This is a genomic window from Pseudobacillus badius, from assembly GCF_002189605.1.
GTDB lineage: Bacteria > Bacillota > Bacilli > Bacillales > Domibacillaceae > Pseudobacillus > Pseudobacillus badius.
On record NZ_MWMM01000012.1, the window covers coordinates 41,410 to 56,579 of the forward strand.

At 43.9% G+C, this 15,170-nt stretch carries 14 protein-coding genes, 1 pseudogene and 2 riboswitches; of the genes and pseudogenes, 13 read left to right on the top strand and 2 right to left on the bottom strand.

Features of this window, described 5'->3' with window-relative positions; all coding sequences use genetic code 11:
• Positions 1-13: 13 nt before the first annotated feature.
• The 7 genes from B1A98_RS15725 (at position 14) to B1A98_RS15750 (ending at position 5,440) form a co-directional block, all read left to right on the top strand.
• Complete coding sequence (locus tag B1A98_RS15725; protein ID WP_063385217.1) at positions 14-487, top strand: flavin reductase family protein; 474 nt, start codon at positions 14-16, stop codon at positions 485-487.
• Positions 488-513: 26 nt separating this feature from the next.
• On the top strand, positions 514-1,410 hold the full coding sequence (locus B1A98_RS15730; protein WP_063385218.1) for a cytidyltransferase: 897 nt from the start codon (positions 514-516) through the stop codon (positions 1,408-1,410).
• Between the two features lie 190 nt (positions 1,411-1,600).
• Complete coding sequence (locus B1A98_RS15735) at positions 1,601-2,389, top strand: fumarylacetoacetate hydrolase family protein (protein WP_063385219.1); 789 nt, start codon at positions 1,601-1,603, stop codon at positions 2,387-2,389.
• Positions 2,386-3,180 (top strand): fumarylacetoacetate hydrolase family protein, encoded by a 795-nt coding sequence (locus B1A98_RS15740; RefSeq protein ID WP_063385220.1) that lies wholly within the window; start codon positions 2,386-2,388, stop codon positions 3,178-3,180. The genes B1A98_RS15735 and B1A98_RS15740 overlap by 4 nt, the downstream gene beginning before the upstream one ends.
• 18 nt (positions 3,181-3,198) lie before the next feature.
• Positions 3,199-3,600 carry a 5-carboxymethyl-2-hydroxymuconate Delta-isomerase gene (locus tag B1A98_RS15745; protein ID WP_041095710.1) on the top strand — a complete coding sequence of 134 codons (402 nt, stop codon included), beginning with the start codon at positions 3,199-3,201 and terminating at the stop codon, positions 3,598-3,600.
• A gap of 140 nt (positions 3,601-3,740) precedes the next feature.
• Positions 3,741-3,854 carry a symporter small accessory protein gene (locus tag B1A98_RS20980; protein ID WP_327809365.1) on the top strand — a complete coding sequence of 38 codons (114 nt, stop codon included), beginning with the start codon at positions 3,741-3,743 and terminating at the stop codon, positions 3,852-3,854.
• A gap of 5 nt (positions 3,855-3,859) precedes the next feature.
• Entirely contained in the window at positions 3,860-5,440 is a 1,581-nt protein-coding gene (locus B1A98_RS15750; RefSeq protein ID WP_063385221.1) for a sodium:solute symporter family protein, read from the top strand.
• 53 nt (positions 5,441-5,493) lie between these two features.
• Here B1A98_RS15750 and gsiB read toward each other — a convergent pair whose 3' ends face one another.
• Together gsiB and B1A98_RS15760 are read right to left on the bottom strand one after the other, a co-directional pair.
• Positions 5,494-5,895 (bottom strand): glucose starvation-inducible protein GsiB, encoded by a 402-nt coding sequence (gene gsiB / locus B1A98_RS15755; RefSeq protein WP_063385222.1) that lies wholly within the window; start codon positions 5,893-5,895, stop codon positions 5,494-5,496.
• Positions 5,896-5,991: 96 nt separating this feature from the next.
• A pseudogene (locus tag B1A98_RS15760) lies at positions 5,992-6,204 on the bottom strand (KGG domain-containing protein); the annotation flags it as partial.
• Positions 6,205-6,466: 262 nt separating this feature from the next.
• On the opposite strand from B1A98_RS15760, the gene B1A98_RS15765 reads away from it, so the two are divergent.
• The 6 genes from B1A98_RS15765 (at position 6,467) to B1A98_RS15790 (ending at position 15,151) form a co-directional block, all read left to right on the top strand.
• The gene (locus B1A98_RS15765; RefSeq protein ID WP_063385223.1) at positions 6,467-7,924 is read left to right on the top strand and encodes a potassium/proton antiporter; all 1,458 of its coding nucleotides are present in this window, start codon (positions 6,467-6,469) and stop codon (positions 7,922-7,924) included.
• A gap of 269 nt (positions 7,925-8,193) precedes the next feature.
• On the top strand, positions 8,194-9,339 hold the full coding sequence (locus tag B1A98_RS15770; RefSeq protein ID WP_063385224.1) for a polysaccharide deacetylase family protein: 1,146 nt from the start codon (positions 8,194-8,196) through the stop codon (positions 9,337-9,339).
• 72 nt (positions 9,340-9,411) lie between these two features.
• Positions 9,412-9,526, top strand: a riboswitch (TPP riboswitch).
• Between the two features lie 147 nt (positions 9,527-9,673).
• Positions 9,674-11,458, top strand: a complete 1,785-nt coding sequence (gene thiC / locus B1A98_RS15775) for a phosphomethylpyrimidine synthase ThiC (RefSeq protein ID WP_063385225.1) — start codon at positions 9,674-9,676, stop codon at positions 11,456-11,458.
• A gap of 17 nt (positions 11,459-11,475) precedes the next feature.
• A complete protein-coding gene (locus B1A98_RS15780) occupies positions 11,476-11,643 on the top strand; it encodes a hypothetical protein (RefSeq protein WP_063385226.1) in 168 nt (55 codons plus the stop codon).
• A 583-nt stretch (positions 11,644-12,226) separates the two neighbouring features.
• Positions 12,227-12,312: riboswitch (cyclic di-GMP riboswitch) on the top strand.
• Between the two features lie 16 nt (positions 12,313-12,328).
• A complete protein-coding gene (locus B1A98_RS15785; RefSeq protein ID WP_082821764.1) occupies positions 12,329-12,463 on the top strand; it encodes an anti-repressor SinI family protein in 135 nt (44 codons plus the stop codon).
• 300 nt (positions 12,464-12,763) lie between these two features.
• Positions 12,764-15,151, top strand: coding sequence for a 3-hydroxyacyl-CoA dehydrogenase/enoyl-CoA hydratase family protein (locus tag B1A98_RS15790; RefSeq protein ID WP_063385227.1), 2,388 nt, complete (start codon positions 12,764-12,766; stop codon positions 15,149-15,151).
• The last annotated feature ends 19 nt before the right edge of the window (positions 15,152-15,170 follow it).

Below are 15,170 nucleotides of genomic sequence, written 5' to 3' on the forward strand. Positions count from 1 at the left end.
GGAGGAATCAACAATGGATGATCGGTTATTTCGTAATGCAATGGGGAAATTCGCGACAGGAGTAACAGTTATTACGACAGAGCTGGATGGGGAAGCACACGGCATGACGGCAAACGCCTTCATGTCCGTGTCCCTTAACCCGAAGCTTGTTGTCATATCGATTGGCGAAAGAGCGAAAATGCTTGACAAAATCAAAGAATCAGGCAAATTTGCCGTCAATATTTTAGCAGCGGAGCAGCAGGAAGTATCCATGCTATTCGCTGGACAATTGAAAGAAAAGCGGGAAGCAGAGTTCGGCCGTCTGGAAGATATGCCGGTCATTAAAGAGGCGCTTGCTAATATTGTGTGCAACGTGCATTCGACGCAGGTGGCGGGAGACCATACACTGTTTATCGGTGAAGTGCAGGAAATTGTTCTGCGCGAAGGAGCTCCGCTTACTTTCTTTGAAGGAAAATACGGACAGCTGGCGGAAGAGCAGCTCGTTTAAACGACATGAAAGGGGACGTGCAGCAGATGGAAACGATTCACATTGAACACCCAAATGAGATCCCAGCAATAGCCGGGTCCGCTCCTTGTGTACTGGCGCTCGGTTTTTTTGATGGAGTGCATATCGGTCACCGCGGCATTCTGGAAGCAGCCAAAGCAGCAGCAAGAACAAAAGGCTATCAATTTAACGTCATGACTTTTTATCCTCATCCAAAGGATATTCTTTTCCCTTCTAAGGAACCTATGACGTATTTAACGCCGCTGCCGCTAAAAGAAGAGCGGTTTCAGGAGTTGGGTGTCGATCGATTATTCATTGTGAAGTTCACGCCTGATTTTGCACAGCTTTCCCCCGAAGCTTTCATCGAGCGTTATATCTTAGCTTTACACAGCAAGCATGTAGTTGCCGGCTTTGATTATCATTATGGACATAAAGGCAAAGGAAATATGGAGACACTTACGAGAGCAGGAACCGGCAAATTCGAAGTGACGACGATTCAAAAGATTGAGCAGGAGGCAGAAAAAATCAGTTCAACGGCGATCCGTGAATTGCTGGCTGCCGGGAAGGTGGATAAAGTTCCTTCCTTGCTTGGCTCTTCATATGAAACGAGGGGCAGGGTCCAACAAAACTCCCTGTTTTATAAGAATCACCAATTTATCAAAGTGGACATTGACAAGGAGTATCGCTTGCCAAAGCTTGGCATTTATCGCGTCGAAGCAGAAATAGAAGGGCGGGTATATAAAGGTATCTGCCATCAAATGTCGGTGACGGGCTGCCAGCCTTCTTTGCTCGTTCAACTGAAAGAATGTTTTGCAGACACATATGCCAAGCAGGTGAACATCAAATGGCTGAAATATACGGCTGGCAAACAAAACGAGACGACGGAAGTAAGCGAGTATATCCATAAGGAAGAACTGGTGATTTAATCGCAGTTTCGTCAAATGGCCATACAACCGTTAAAACTATGAACAAACGGGAAAGGAGGGGAGCAGCCAGATGCCTCCCCTTTCCTCCTGTCTGGATTTTTCATGAAAGATTTTTTGGTGCGTTAAAGCGTCCTAGTGAAAGTGCCTAGAAAATCCGGAACTCATTTACTGCCAAAGGAGTGCGAAATGAATGATAACAGCAAAGGCAAAATTTCAAGGTAAACTGCAATCGGATGAAATTTATATAAAACTGGCGGAAGGGAAAATCGAGAAAGCGGGGCGTTCCTTCCGTTTGAATGAGCTAATGTTTGATGCACCGGTGTCCGGAACGATATACGGAACGCTATTAAACTATAAAGGAGCGCTTGAATTACTCGGAGAAGCAGTTCATGAAGCGCCTTATAAAGCAGCGCCGAAAGCACCTGTTCTTTATATCAAGCCTGCAAATACAATTAATAGCCACAGCCGGCCGGTGCTTCTTCCGGAAGGAGTAGAAGCGCTGGAGATCGGAGCAGCGCTTGGCATTGTTATCGGCCGGACAGCCACGCGGCTAAAGGAAGAGGACGCATTGGATTATGTAGCTGGCTACACGATTGTCAACGATGTAAGTGTTCCACATGAAAGCGTCTATCGCCCGGCGATCAGGCAAAAAGCACGAGACGGCTTTTGTCCGGTTGGGCCTTGGATAGTACAGAGGGAAGCGATTCAAGATCCTGACCAGTTATACACTCGCGTCTATATTAACGGGGAGCTGCGCCAGGAAAACACCACAGCCAATTTAATTCGGCCAATCGCTAAGTTATTGGCAGAGGTAACGGACTTTATGACATTAAACGAAGGAGATGTCCTTTTAGCAGGCGTTCCTGAGAATGCACCTCTGGCAAAAGCGGATGATCAAGTGCGCATCGAGATTGAAGGATTGGGTGCACTTGAAAATATAGTTCTGTCTGAGGGGCAAGCAAAGGAGGAGTCACAATGAGACGAGCGAAAGTAGCTTATGCCGGAGCGATTCATGACGCTGTAGAAAAGGATGGGCGGCTGCAGCTTAATGACGGACGGATAGTAGAAGAACAAGCCGTTGTCTGGCTTCCGCCGTTTGAGCCGAAGACAGTCTTTGCCCTTGGTCTGAATTACGCAGATCATGCGGCCGAATTGTCTTTTAAGGCGCCGGAAGAGCCTCTCGTTTTCTTAAAAGGGCCGAATACTTTTATCGGCCACCGCGGACAAACCCGGCGGCCGGCAGATGTGGAATACATGCATTATGAGTGTGAGCTGGCCGTTGTTATTGGCCGTCCGGCACGAAATATAAAAAGGGAAGAGGCCTACGAGTATGTATCAGGCTACACGATTGCTAACGACTATGCTATCCGCGATTATTTGGAGAACTATTACCGCCCTAACTTGCGGGTGAAAAATCGGGATACATGTACACCAATCGGCCCTTGGTTCGTTGATAAGAAGGATATCCCTGATCCGATGAATTTGTCGCTGAAAACATATGTAAATGGAAAGGTGACCCAGGAAGGCAATACGAAGGACATGGTATTTGATATTCCTTATCTGATTGAATACTTGAGCAGCTTTATGACGCTGAATGAAGGGGATGTCATTTTGACGGGTACACCAAAAGGCTCCGTTGACACGAAAGTCGGCGATGAAGTCATTACTGAAATTGAAGGCATCGGCCGTCTCATCAATACAATTGTAGGCGATGATTTATTTGGCATTGGTCCAGTGCCGCAAGAAGAAGCGTCTAAACAAACAACATGAGAAGGGAGGGAAATGCCTATGCCTCATTTCATTATCGAGTATACAGATAATATTAAAGCAGAGGCTGAGATACCGGCTTTGCTGAAAAAGGTAAATCAGCTGCTTATCTCTTATGATGGAACATTTCCAATCGGCGGGATTCGTTCCCGGGCGATCGAACTGCATGATTACGTTATCGCCGACGGCACAGAGGATGATGCCTTTGTCCATGCTGTCTTGAAAATTGGAGCGGGCCGGCCGGAATCAGTAAAGAAGATGGTATGCGATGAGCTGTTTCAGGTAATGAAAGACCATTTTGCTGATCTTTTCGCTAATCGTTACCTGGCTCTGTCAATGGAATTAATCGAATTTAGCGAGGCTGGAACTTATAAGCACAATAACATTCATGCCCGCTACAAAAAGACAGCTACAGAGAAATAACATCACGCTTTTTATTCTGCAAGGGGATAGCAAGGATAAGAATAAAAGTCTGCTTGTAACAGGAGCTTGCTTTGAATCGGCGCTTTTGTTACAAGTACTTTTCGCTTTTGGGAAGGTTATATAAAAGGGGGAAATGACCTATGTTTGGTATGGAAGATCCAATTATTGCTTTTGCATGGCTGGGGACGATTTTATCGATGGTTGGCTGCATTATTTTTGGAGTGGTTATGTGGAACCGCGGAGAGGGAGAGTGAGCTAAGTGAATTTTGCTGTATTAATTCCAATACTTTTACTTTATTTAGGCATTATGTCGGCGCTTGCTTATTATGGCTATAAAACTACAAGGTCCGAAGCTGATTATTTAGTAGGCGGACGGGGAATTAATCCTACAGTTATGGCACTTTCCTATGGGGCCACTTTTATAAGCACGTCTTCTTTAATCGGCTTTGGCGGTGTCGCGTCATTACATGGCTTTGGTCTGTTATGGCTCTGCTTTCTCAATATTGTTTTTGGCGTTTTTGTCTCCTTTGTGTTTTTTGGAACCCGCATCCGAAAGGTTTCCGAACAGCTGGGAGCCTACACCTTTGCTGAACTTTTAGGAAAGCGTTATCAATCAAAGTTTATTACTGTGTTTTCAGGGATTGTTATTTTCGTATTAATGCCGGCTTACACGAGTATCGTTCTAGTGGGCGGAGGCCGGTTTCTCCAGGAAACTCTTTCGATGGACTATAATATCGCACTGTTAGTATTGGCCGTCATCGTTGGTTTTTATGTATTAAGCGGGGGAATTAAGGCTGTTATGTATACGGACGCATTTGCAGCGATCGTCATGTTTATTGGCATGGCCATCTTCTTGTTCATGGGATACAAGGCTGTGGGCGGTGTCATTGACGGACATGCTGGATTAACAGCTATGAAAGATCTGGTTCCCCAATCTCTAGTCGAGCAGGGCCATCGCGGCTGGACTTCCATGCCGGAATTAGGGTCTCCGATCTGGTGGACACTAGTAAGTACAATTGTTATGGGAGTGGGAATCGGAGTGCTGGCACAGCCGCAGCTTGTAATGCGGTTTATGACAGTAAAAAATAATCAAGCGCTTTACCGCTCTGTTATTGTCGGCGGGGTATTCATTTTCTTTATGACCGGTGCCGCTTTTATGCTGGGACCAATTAGTAACCTGTACTTTCAAGAACATCTAGGAAAGCTGTCCATAGAGGTGGCAAAAGGAAACGTGGACCTTGTGATTCCTGCTTTTATTAATCATTTGATGCCAGAATGGTTTGTTTATCTATTTACTTTAACCTTGTTATCAGCGGCGATTTCAACGATCAGCTCTTTAATTCATTTACAAGGCTCGGCTTTTGGACAAGATATCTTAAAAAGCTTCGGCATTCGGTCGGTATTTGGAATAGATGCTTCCCGTATCGGCGTGCTTCTCGGCATTGTGGCCGCTGTTGCGCTATCTTATGTATTGCCTGGCGGTGTCATTGCCCAAGCGACTGCTTTCTGGTTCGGCATATGTGCGGCCGGATTTTTGCCGGTAATGATTGGCGCCTTCTTCTGGAAAAACTCAACAAGCACAGGTGCAAAAGCAAGTATGATTGTCGGTTTTGCCGTAAGTATTTTTGGTTTTCTGTTCTTGCATGAAAAGGAGGCGGCCGTTCTAGGCCTCTCTAAAGCATTGTTCGGAAAAGACACGTTGTTTGTGTACCCAATGACGCATATTGATCCGTTATTTTACGCGTTGCCATTGTCGGCAATTGTCTTTATTGTAGTGAGCTTATTTACAAAGAGTGAAGCAGTGAAGGAAGAGGAAGAACGTCGCGAACAAATTATCTAGCAACAACAAAACCAGGCCCGAATGAATGGGCCTGGTTTTGTTGTGTGCAGCAGTTAATCGTTGTCACGTTGTTCTGCGCGAGCCTTTCCGCCTTTTTCACCAATTTCTTGATAGAAGTCTTTATCGTGATTTTCGGAGGTCGCTTCGCCGCCTTTTTTGCCGATTTCTTGGTAGAAGTCTTTGTCGTGGTTTTCAGCAGTGGCTTCGCCGCCTTTTTGTCCGATTTCTTGATAGAAATCTTTGTCGTGGTTTTCAGCAGTGGCTTCGCCGCCTTTTTTGCCGATTTCTTGATAGAAGTCTTTGTCGTGGTTTTCAGCAGTGGCTTCGCCGCCCTTTTGTCCGATTTCTTGATAAAATTCCTTATCGTGATTGCGGGCAGTCGTTTCTCCGCCTTTGCGTCCAGCTTCCTCTAGGCTCATTTTGTTTTCATTGTTTTCGTTGTTTTTTCTTGCCATTTTATACATCTCCTTTTTAATTTAATGAACCATATGGTTTTTATTTCCTCTTTTTAAATAATTTAAACCGTTATTTTAAAAATATTATTTATTAGATTCTCTTTGTTCCGCGCGGGCATTTCCGCCCTTTTCGCCAATCTCCTGATAGAAATCTTTCCCATGTTTTTCAGCGGTGGCTTCGCCGCCCTTTTTGCCGATTTCTTGGTAAAATTCCTTATCGTGATTGCGGGCAGTCGTTTCTCCGCCTTTGCGTCCAGCTTCTTCTAAGCTCATTTTATTCTCGCGATTGTTGTTATTGTTTTCTGCCATTTCTCTCATCTCCTTCAATGGATTATTTGGTGTACGGTTGTTATATAGCCTCTTTCATTTGTTCGGAAACACATAAATATATATAAATTAAAAACTCCTACTTTTTTCATAATTTATTTTTTTCCTTTAAATGTTATGGAAGGAGTTAATAAACGGAGAGTAAGATGTTTTTATCTTTTGAATGCAGTCATTTACGTTGGAAAAATCCAGAGGGTGTTATAAGATTTAATAAGAAGACCTTATTTTCTGAAAGGAGAGTGCGATGAATTTTACGATTGAAAACATTATCTTAGCTGTATCTATTCTTTTGCTGGCTGGTGTCATCGGGGCCAAGTTCTCCACAAGGCTCGGTTTGCCGTCCCTTGTGCTGTTTATTGTTGTCGGCATGATATTAAATCGTTTTGTCTTTTTTGATAATGCCTGGCTTGCTCAGCTCCTCGCAACGGTTGCCTTAGTCATTATTTTATTTGAAGGGGGCCTGCAGACAAAGTGGGAAAGCGTGAAGAAGGTATATAAACCCTCCTTGTCGCTTGCTACGATAGGAGTCGTTGTCACCACTGTCACAGTTGGGGCGGCTGCCAAATTTATTCTTGATTTAACGTGGGCAGAAGGCCTGCTTGTCGGGGCAATTGTCGGTTCGACGGATGCCGCAGCTGTATTCAGTGTACTTGGAAACAAGAACGTGAAACAAAAGCTGACAACCGTGCTTGAAGCTGAGTCAGCTTCCAACGATCCGATGGCTATCTTTTTAACCATTAGTTTAATTCAAGTGATTCAATCACCCTCATTTGAACCTCTTCACCTCGTTTTCAGCTTTTTTTGGCAAATGGGAGTTGGACTGATTCTAGGAATTATGTTCGGTATCCTCTCTATTTGGATCATTAATAAAATTAACCTCGACTCCTCCGGGCTTTATCCGGTTCTATCTATTGCTTTAGCGATCTTTGCTTTTAGTACAGTCACGATTATGAATGCGAGCGGGTTTTTGGCGGTATATGTAATGGCGATCATTATTGGAAATGCCGACCTAACCTATCGCCATTCTATTCTTGGGTTTAATGAGGGACTGGCATGGATGATGCAAATGGTCATGTTTATGATTTTAGGCCTTCTTGTTTTTCCGGGCGAATTGCTCCATGTTGCTTGGCAGGGAATTGCCTTGGCTGTTTTTTTAATGCTTATTGCCCGGCCTATTGGTGTATTTGTCAGCTTGTTTTTTTCGAACATCAATATAAAAGAAAAGCTCTTCATTTCATGGGCTGGCTTAAAAGGAGCGGTGCCGATCATCCTTGGCACATACCCGCTGGTAGAAGGACTGGAGCATGGCCAGCTGATGTTTAATGTTGTCTTTTTCGTTGTTCTGCTGTCCACCGTTATTCAAGGAACGACAATTTCTAAAGCAGCAGAACTGTTTAACGTAACCGGAACGGGAAAAAAGGCGCAATCCTCCCACAGCTTGGAATTAATTTCTATTGGTAAGGCAAACAGCGAAATGGTAGAAATGCGCATCCTTGAAGAATCACCGGCAGCGAATAAACAAATTCATGAAGTCCGCTTGCCGCCGAAGACATTGATTACCGCGGTGGTGAGAGGGGAGAGGCTTATTACTCCGGAGGGAGCAACGAGGCTTCTCCCAGAAGATGTGCTCTATGTATTAGTAAAGAAAGATAAAAAGAAGGAATTGAAGGAAACCCTTATGAAAAAAGGCGGCGATTCATAGGAAGAAAAAAGGACAGCACACGTGGTGTGCTGTCCTTTTTTTATCGCAGCTCCCTCTGTACAGAAAAAAGGGATAAAGAGCATTTGGCTGCATAAAATTTAATGGCTGTTCCTGGTTTTAGAGCATCCGAAAAATGATGATGGCTAAGAAAGGGATTTTTTTGATATGGAAAGTAATATTTTTAATCTATTTGTAATAAAAGAAAAAATACTGTATTATATTGGAGAAAAATAGAAAGAAAGATTAGCAGGGAGAAAAGGGATGAAAAGATGAGAAACAAATTAATGATCATGTGCAGTTTTGTATTGCTGTTGCTTGTGGCAGGCGGAGGGGAAAAGGCGTATGCAGCCGGAAAAAAGAATATTTATATCGGACTTCATGACAAAATGCTGCCGTTTACTACGGGAGAGGCGTTTATTATTGACAATCAGGCAGTGGCTCCAGCTGAAAAGCTGGCACGCTACTTGTATATCAAACAAACGGTCCAGAAGACTGATGAAGTGTACATATTTGAAAAGAACGGCCAGCAGCTGACAGTGAACATAAAAACGAAGGAAGCATCGTTGAACGGGAAGCCTGCCGGCTCGGCGGTTATACACAAAGAAAACGGGCAATTTTACATTGGTATTCGCTGGATTGCCCAGCAGTTTGGATTCCAAGCAGACTACTTAAGTAAGAATCACACGGTGCGCCTTTATACAAAAGCCGGAGCCAAGTTGTCTAACGAGGAATTCTTAAAGGCAAATCAATCATTTTTTGATCGTTTGAACAGCCCGCAGCCGGCTAAGGGGCCAATTGCCTATGTGACTTTTGACGACGGGCCAAGCCAGCAATCAGCCAGTATTTTAAATATACTTGCTTCTCATCGGGTGAAAGCGACGTTTTTCTATATAGAGCCGAATATTCACAGATACCAGGCTGCGGCAAAGAGGGCGGCTGCTGAAGGACACTATCTTGCTCTTCACAGTGTTACGCACAAGGTGAATACGCTCTATCATTCACCGCAAAGCTTTATGAATGAAATGGAAAAGACGAATCGCACACTGAAAAGCGTCACTGGCCGGTCCTCCGTATTGGTTCGTGCTCCGTTTGGCAGCTCTCCTTATTTAAAACAGCCATTTCGTGATGCCATGTCCAAAAAAGGCTATCGCCTTTGGGATTGGGATATAGACAGCGAAGACTGGAAATATAACACCAGTTCAAAAGCGCGCATTTTGCAAAACATTCAAGCAGGAATTAAGATGCAAAAGAAAAGAGGCGATCAGCACGTTGTCATTTTGTTGCATGAGAAAAAAATTACAGCTGAACTGCTTCCGCAGATTCTCCAACTTTTAACGAAGGAAGGCTATCGCTTACAGACGTATGATCCATCCGCTCATGTTGTCCAAAACTTCTGGAACGACAAACGATTATAAGATAAAAAGGAATTTTCTGAAAACACCTTTACTTTTTTAGACAGTTTCATGTATAATGGAAACAAATTGAATAGTTATAACTAGGGGAGTCCAATGAGCTGGGCTGAGAAAGAAACGCGTTGAAGTTTCTTGACTCTTGGGACCTGATCTGGTTCATACCAGCGTGGGGAAGTTAGAACAATTATTGATCATGACTGCTTCTGCATACATATTAGCCGGGTCCATCCATTGTTGGAAACCGGCTTTTTTTGATGTATCTGCCAGCTTTTCCGCATGGTTATGCCCTAAATCTCGTCCTGAACCGCTGAATACGCTGAAAAGGAGAGTTTTTTTTATGTCCACATTTTCATTGAACGAAAAAAACATGTCCATTATGTCTAGTTTTTCAGGAAGTAAAAAAGTATATGTGAAAGGGACGCGGCCAGATATAAAGGTGCCGATGCGGGAAATTCAATTAAGTCCGACGGCAGGCACATTCGGTGAAGAGGAGAATCCGCCAGTGCGGGTATATGATACGAGCGGTCCATATACTGATCCGACTTATGTGATAGATAGTACAAAGGGGCTGCCGGCTATTCGCAGTCCATGGATAAAGGAGCGCAGCGATACAGAAAGCTATAAAGGGAGAGAAATAAAACCTGAGGACAATGGCTACAAAGATGAAAACGACCCCCGAGCAAACCATCAAGTTTTCCCGGGACTAGAGCGTCAGCCGCTGCGGGCGAAAAAGGGGAAAAATGTTACACAGCTTCATTATGCCAAAAAGGGCATTATCACTCCAGAAATGGAGTTTATCGCTCTGAGGGAAAACATGTCTCCTGAATTTGTCCGTGAAGAAGTAGCAAGAGGACGAGCGATTATTCCGGCTAATATTAATCATCCCGAAATCGAGCCAATGATTATCGGCCGCAACTTTCACGTCAAAATCAATGCGAATATCGGCAACTCTGCCGTTTCCTCTTCCATTGAGGAAGAAGTGGAAAAGATGACCTGGGCGACCCGCTGGGGAGCGGATACCATCATGGATTTATCCACGGGCAAGAACATCCATACGACACGCGAGTGGATTATCCGCAATTCACCGGTTCCGGTTGGGACAGTTCCTATTTATCAAGCGTTGGAAAAGGTAAATGGTATAGCGGAAGATCTTACCTGGGAAGTGTATCGCGATACTTTGATTGAGCAGGCAGAACAAGGGGTAGATTATTTTACGATTCATGCGGGTGTTCTTCTTCGATATGTGCCGCTGACGGCCAAGCGTATGACAGGGATCGTTTCCCGCGGCGGTTCGATTATGGCGCAATGGTGTTTATATCATCATCAAGAAAACTTTTTGTATACTCACTTTGAAGAAATTTGTGAAATTATGAAAGCGTATGATATTTCCTTTTCCCTTGGAGATGGATTGCGCCCTGGGTCGATTGCCGATGCAAACGATGAAGCGCAGTTTGCTGAATTAGAAACACTTGGAGAGCTGACGAAGATCGCTTGGGAGCATGATGTTCAAGTGATGGTAGAAGGTCCTGGCCATGTGCCGATGCACCTGATTAAAGAAAATATGGATAAGCAGCTGGAGGTTTGCCAAGAGGCGCCATTTTATACGCTCGGCCCGCTGACAACCGATATTGCTCCGGGCTATGATCATATTACTTCAGCTATCGGAGCAGCGATGATTGGCTGGTACGGCACGGCAATGCTCTGTTATGTCACACCGAAAGAGCATTTAGGCTTGCCTAATCGGGATGATGTGCGCACAGGTGTGGTGACTTATAAAATTGCGGCCCACGCCGCCGACCTGGCTAAAGGGCACCCCGGGGCTCATAAAAGGGATGACGCCCTGTCAAAAGCGCGATTTGAATTTCGCTGGAAAGACCAATTTAACTTATCGCTCGATCCTGAACGCGCGCTGGAATATCATGATGAGACGTTGCCTGCCGAAGGGGCAAAAACGGCCCATTTCTGTTCCATGTGCGGTCCGAAATTTTGCAGCATGAGAATTTCTCAAGATATCCGTAACTATGCAAAAGAAAACAAACTGGATACAAACGAAGCAATCAGAAAGGGAATGGAAGAAAAAGCAGAGGAATTTAAGCAAGCCGGCAGCAAGGTGTATCAGTAACTGCGGGAGGAATGGCCATGAATGTCCATAAAATTGAAGAAGAGATAAATCAATTAAAAACAAAGCTTCTATTCTTGCAGAATCGCCTGCAATTCATCCAGCAAAACTGTGATCATCAATTTCAGGGAAACCAATACTATGAAACTTGTGTTAAGTGCAGAAAAGTGAATGTTCTCTATTATTAAATGCAGAAAAGTGAATGTTCTCTATTATTAAATGAGCGGCCGGAGATTTCCGGCCGCTTTGTTTGCAAAGGGGGGCCATGCTGGTGGGCAACCGCATGGCCGTTGTGCATATTATTTTTTCCGATGACAGAACAGCAACGGGACAAGTAAGCTGTTCATGCTTTTATCATATTCCAATTGAGAATGAATGTCAACTATAATTGATAATGATTTTCAAATTCAAGTAAAATTCCTATAGGAGTCAAGAACTGTAAAGATAATGGGCTAGAATAGGGGGTATTTCTTCTTAGCAATGTATATTAACTATTTCCCGGGAAACCGACAATAATATAGAAGAGCTGACAAGCTATTAGCGAAAGATGTATAACGAAAAATAATGCGCTTTCAATAAATAATACGGTAAAATTAGACTATAAAAAATAGATGCTGTCAGTAGTTTATATTGATTTCACATTCGTTCACCATAGAGAGAAAAGCGAGTGAATAGGAACTTTAGACAGAACAGAGCGAGAAAAGTGCAAGCCTGCAGAGAAAGCGATAAAAAAGCAACCAGGTTCTTGAACAGAGCCTAAAAATAAAGAATCTATGAAAAAGGCAAACTTATTGAAAAATAAGGACGCAAAGCCACAGGTCTAAGGTGAATATCACTAAGATGGCTGGGTTGCCTGTATTAGGGGGTAAAGTAATGCAGGAAGGTCAATTTATTGATCAGGAATGGGTAGATTTAATATGGGAGGCGAAAAAGCTAGGTATTTCAATTGAAGAGATTAAAGAATTTTTAAGTAATGGCGACTTGCTTGCAGGGCTGTTGATGCTATGAATGGTTGAATGACTGAATAAAGGTATGGGCATGTCGCTTTCGAGATTTTGTCAGAAGAAAAGATATCAGAGCAGCGGACATTCATATAATGGGGCGATATGTATGTTGGTGATTTAAGTTGTTGCTTGGGGTTTTTAGCAACAGCTTTTATTTTGTTAAGGAATATTTTATTTTAAACTCAATAAAGTTTGAAAATTTTCATTTTTCCTTCTTTACCCGTTGCACCAAATGAAGTGTTGAGTTATATTAGTAATATAAATAATGAATGAGTATTCATTCAAAAGATGCAAGGGGGAAAAAATGTTGGTTCAGCATATTCAAAAAGCCGCTGTTTTAGGATCAGGAGTAATGGGTTCAGGCATTGCTGCTCATTTGGCGAATATCGGCATCCCGACTTTATTATTAGATATTATTCCGCGCGAGCTTACAAAAGAAGAGGAAAAAAAAGGTTTAACGCTCAACGACGCAGAGGTCAGAAATAAATTGGCTGCGCACGCGTTAAAAAAGTTATTGAAACAAAAGCCTGCCCCGCTGACATCTAAAGAAAATATACAGTTGATTACAGCAGGGAACCTAGAGGACCATGCGGAGCAATTAAAAGATGTAGATTGGATTATTGAAGTAGTAGTAGAGAATTTGCAAGTGAAAAAACAGTTATTTGAAAAGGTTGAAAGATACCGCAAGCCGGGAAGCATTGTCAGTTCCAATACTTCAGGAATATCTATTGAAGCTATGGCAGAAGGGCGGTCTGAAGAATTCCGCCGTCATTTTCTTGGCACTCACTTTTTTAATCCGCCGCGGTATTTAAAACTGCTTGAAGTAATTCCGACAAAAGAAACAGATCCGCAGGTGCTCGACTATATGAAGCAATTTGGTGAGGATGTACTCGGCAAAGGAGTTGTCGTCGCTAAGGATACCCCGAATTTTATTGCTAACCGTATCGGCACATACGGCTTGCTGAAAACCGTTCAAGAAATGCTGACTTCGGGCCTTTCCGCCGGGGAAGTAGATTCGATCACAGGCCCTTTGATCGGCCGTCCGAAAAGTGCAACATTCCGCACGCTTGATGTCGTCGGTATTGATACATTTATTCATGTGGCCAACAACGTCTATGAGCAAGTAGAAGGGGAAGAAAAGCAAGTGTTTGATGTGCCGGTATTCATGAAGAAGATGCGTGATAACGGCTGGATTGGCGCAAAAAGCGGGCAGGGCTTCTTTAAGAAAGAAGGCAAGTCCATCTTGGAGATTAATCCAGAAACACTGGAATATCATGAACGAAAGAAATTGAAAGCGGCTTCAATAGAGTTAGCGAAGCAGCAAAAAGGATTAGCGGCCACATGGAAAACGCTCATTTACAGTGAGGATCAAGCAGGGAGCTTCTTATGGAACACTATCGCGCCAGTCCTCGTTTACTCCGCTCGATTGACAGGAGAAATTGCCGATGACATGGTTTCGATCGATCAGGCCATGAAATGGGGCTTCGGCTGGGAGCAAGGGCCCTTTGAAATATGGGACGCGATCGGCCTAGAAACCTCTCTTCAAAAAATGGAAGCCAGCGGACTGGATGTGCCTGAGTGGGTGAAGGAGCTGGCGAAAAGTGATCATCCATCTTTCTATAAAGAAGAAGACGGCGAAAGGTATTTTTATCACCAGGGAGAGTATCAAAAGGTGCCGGTCAGCGAGAAAGTGATTGACCTAAAAAAGCTGAAGAAACAAGGGAAAGTTTTGAAAAAGAACAGCGGCGCCAGCTTGATTGATATTGGCGACGGAGTGGTATTGCTTGAATTTCATTCTCCGAACAATGCCATTGGGGCGGACATCGTTCAAATGGTGAACTACGCGGTTGATGAAACGGAGAAGCATTATAAAGGTCTCGTGATTGGAAACCAAGGCAAGAATTTCTGTGTTGGCGCAAATTTAGCTATGATTTTGCTGGAGGTCCAAGATGACAACCTCTGGGAAGTTGAGATGGTTGTAAAAGGATTCCAGCAAGCGATGATGAAAGTGAAATACTGCAGCAAGCCTGTTGTTGCTGCCCCATTTGCGATGACACTGGGCGGAGGGGCGGAAGTTTGCCTTCCGGCTGCGCATATTCAAGCAAGCTCAGAAACATATATGGGACTTGTGGAAGTTGGTGTCGGACTGATTCCGGGCGGCGGCGGAAACAAAGAGCTGTACATCAGACACTTAGAGAAGATGGCAAATGGTGTGCCATTTGACTTGCAGGCGGTGGCTAATCAGGTGTTTGAAAAGATTGCCATGGCAAAAACGTCGACATCGGCTGCGGAAGCAAAGGAGAATAACTTCCTTGCAGCAGCGGATGGAATCAGTGTGAACAGTGACCACCAGCTATATGATGCCAAGCAGGCTGCCTTGTATCTTTATGAAAACAATTACCGGGCACCAAAAAGAAAGAAAGTTCCAGTTGTAGGGGAAACCGGATATGCTGCGCTGCTTTTAGGTGCTCGTTCTATGCTGAAATCGGGATTTATTTCCGAACATGACTTTAAAATTGCGTCGAAGCTTGCCTATGTTATTGCTGGAGGAAAGTTGCCGTTTGGAACAGAGGTAGATGAAGAATATTTACTGGACCTTGAACGGGAGGCTTTTCTTAGCTTGATTGCTGAGCCGAAATCGCAGCAGCGCATGCAGCATATGCTCATGAAAGGAAAGCCGCTGCGCAACTAACAAGATGGTTTACTGATTC

Coding starts and splice junctions, on each gene's coding strand:
- B1A98_RS15785 (WP_082821764.1), top strand. CDS start 12,329: ATGCAGGAAGGTCAATTTATTGATCAGGAATGGGTAGATTTAATATGG.
- B1A98_RS15780 (WP_063385226.1), top strand. CDS start 11,476: ATGAATGTCCATAAAATTGAAGAAGAGATAAATCAATTAAAAACAAAG.
- B1A98_RS15770 (WP_063385224.1), top strand. CDS start 8,194: ATGAGAAACAAATTAATGATCATGTGCAGTTTTGTATTGCTGTTGCTT.
- B1A98_RS15730 (WP_063385218.1), top strand. CDS start 514: ATGGAAACGATTCACATTGAACACCCAAATGAGATCCCAGCAATAGCC.
- gsiB (WP_063385222.1), bottom strand. CDS start 5,895: ATGGCAAGAAAAAACAACGAAAACAATGAAAACAAAATGAGCCTAGAG.
- B1A98_RS15735 (WP_063385219.1), top strand. CDS start 1,601: ATGATAACAGCAAAGGCAAAATTTCAAGGTAAACTGCAATCGGATGAA.
- B1A98_RS15790 (WP_063385227.1), top strand. CDS start 12,764: ATGTTGGTTCAGCATATTCAAAAAGCCGCTGTTTTAGGATCAGGAGTA.
- B1A98_RS15740 (WP_063385220.1), top strand. CDS start 2,386: ATGAGACGAGCGAAAGTAGCTTATGCCGGAGCGATTCATGACGCTGTA.
- B1A98_RS15725 (WP_063385217.1), top strand. CDS start 14: ATGGATGATCGGTTATTTCGTAATGCAATGGGGAAATTCGCGACAGGA.
- B1A98_RS15765 (WP_063385223.1), top strand. CDS start 6,467: ATGAATTTTACGATTGAAAACATTATCTTAGCTGTATCTATTCTTTTG.
- B1A98_RS15745 (WP_041095710.1), top strand. CDS start 3,199: ATGCCTCATTTCATTATCGAGTATACAGATAATATTAAAGCAGAGGCT.
- B1A98_RS20980 (WP_327809365.1), top strand. CDS start 3,741: ATGTTTGGTATGGAAGATCCAATTATTGCTTTTGCATGGCTGGGGACG.
- thiC (WP_063385225.1), top strand. CDS start 9,674: ATGTCCACATTTTCATTGAACGAAAAAAACATGTCCATTATGTCTAGT.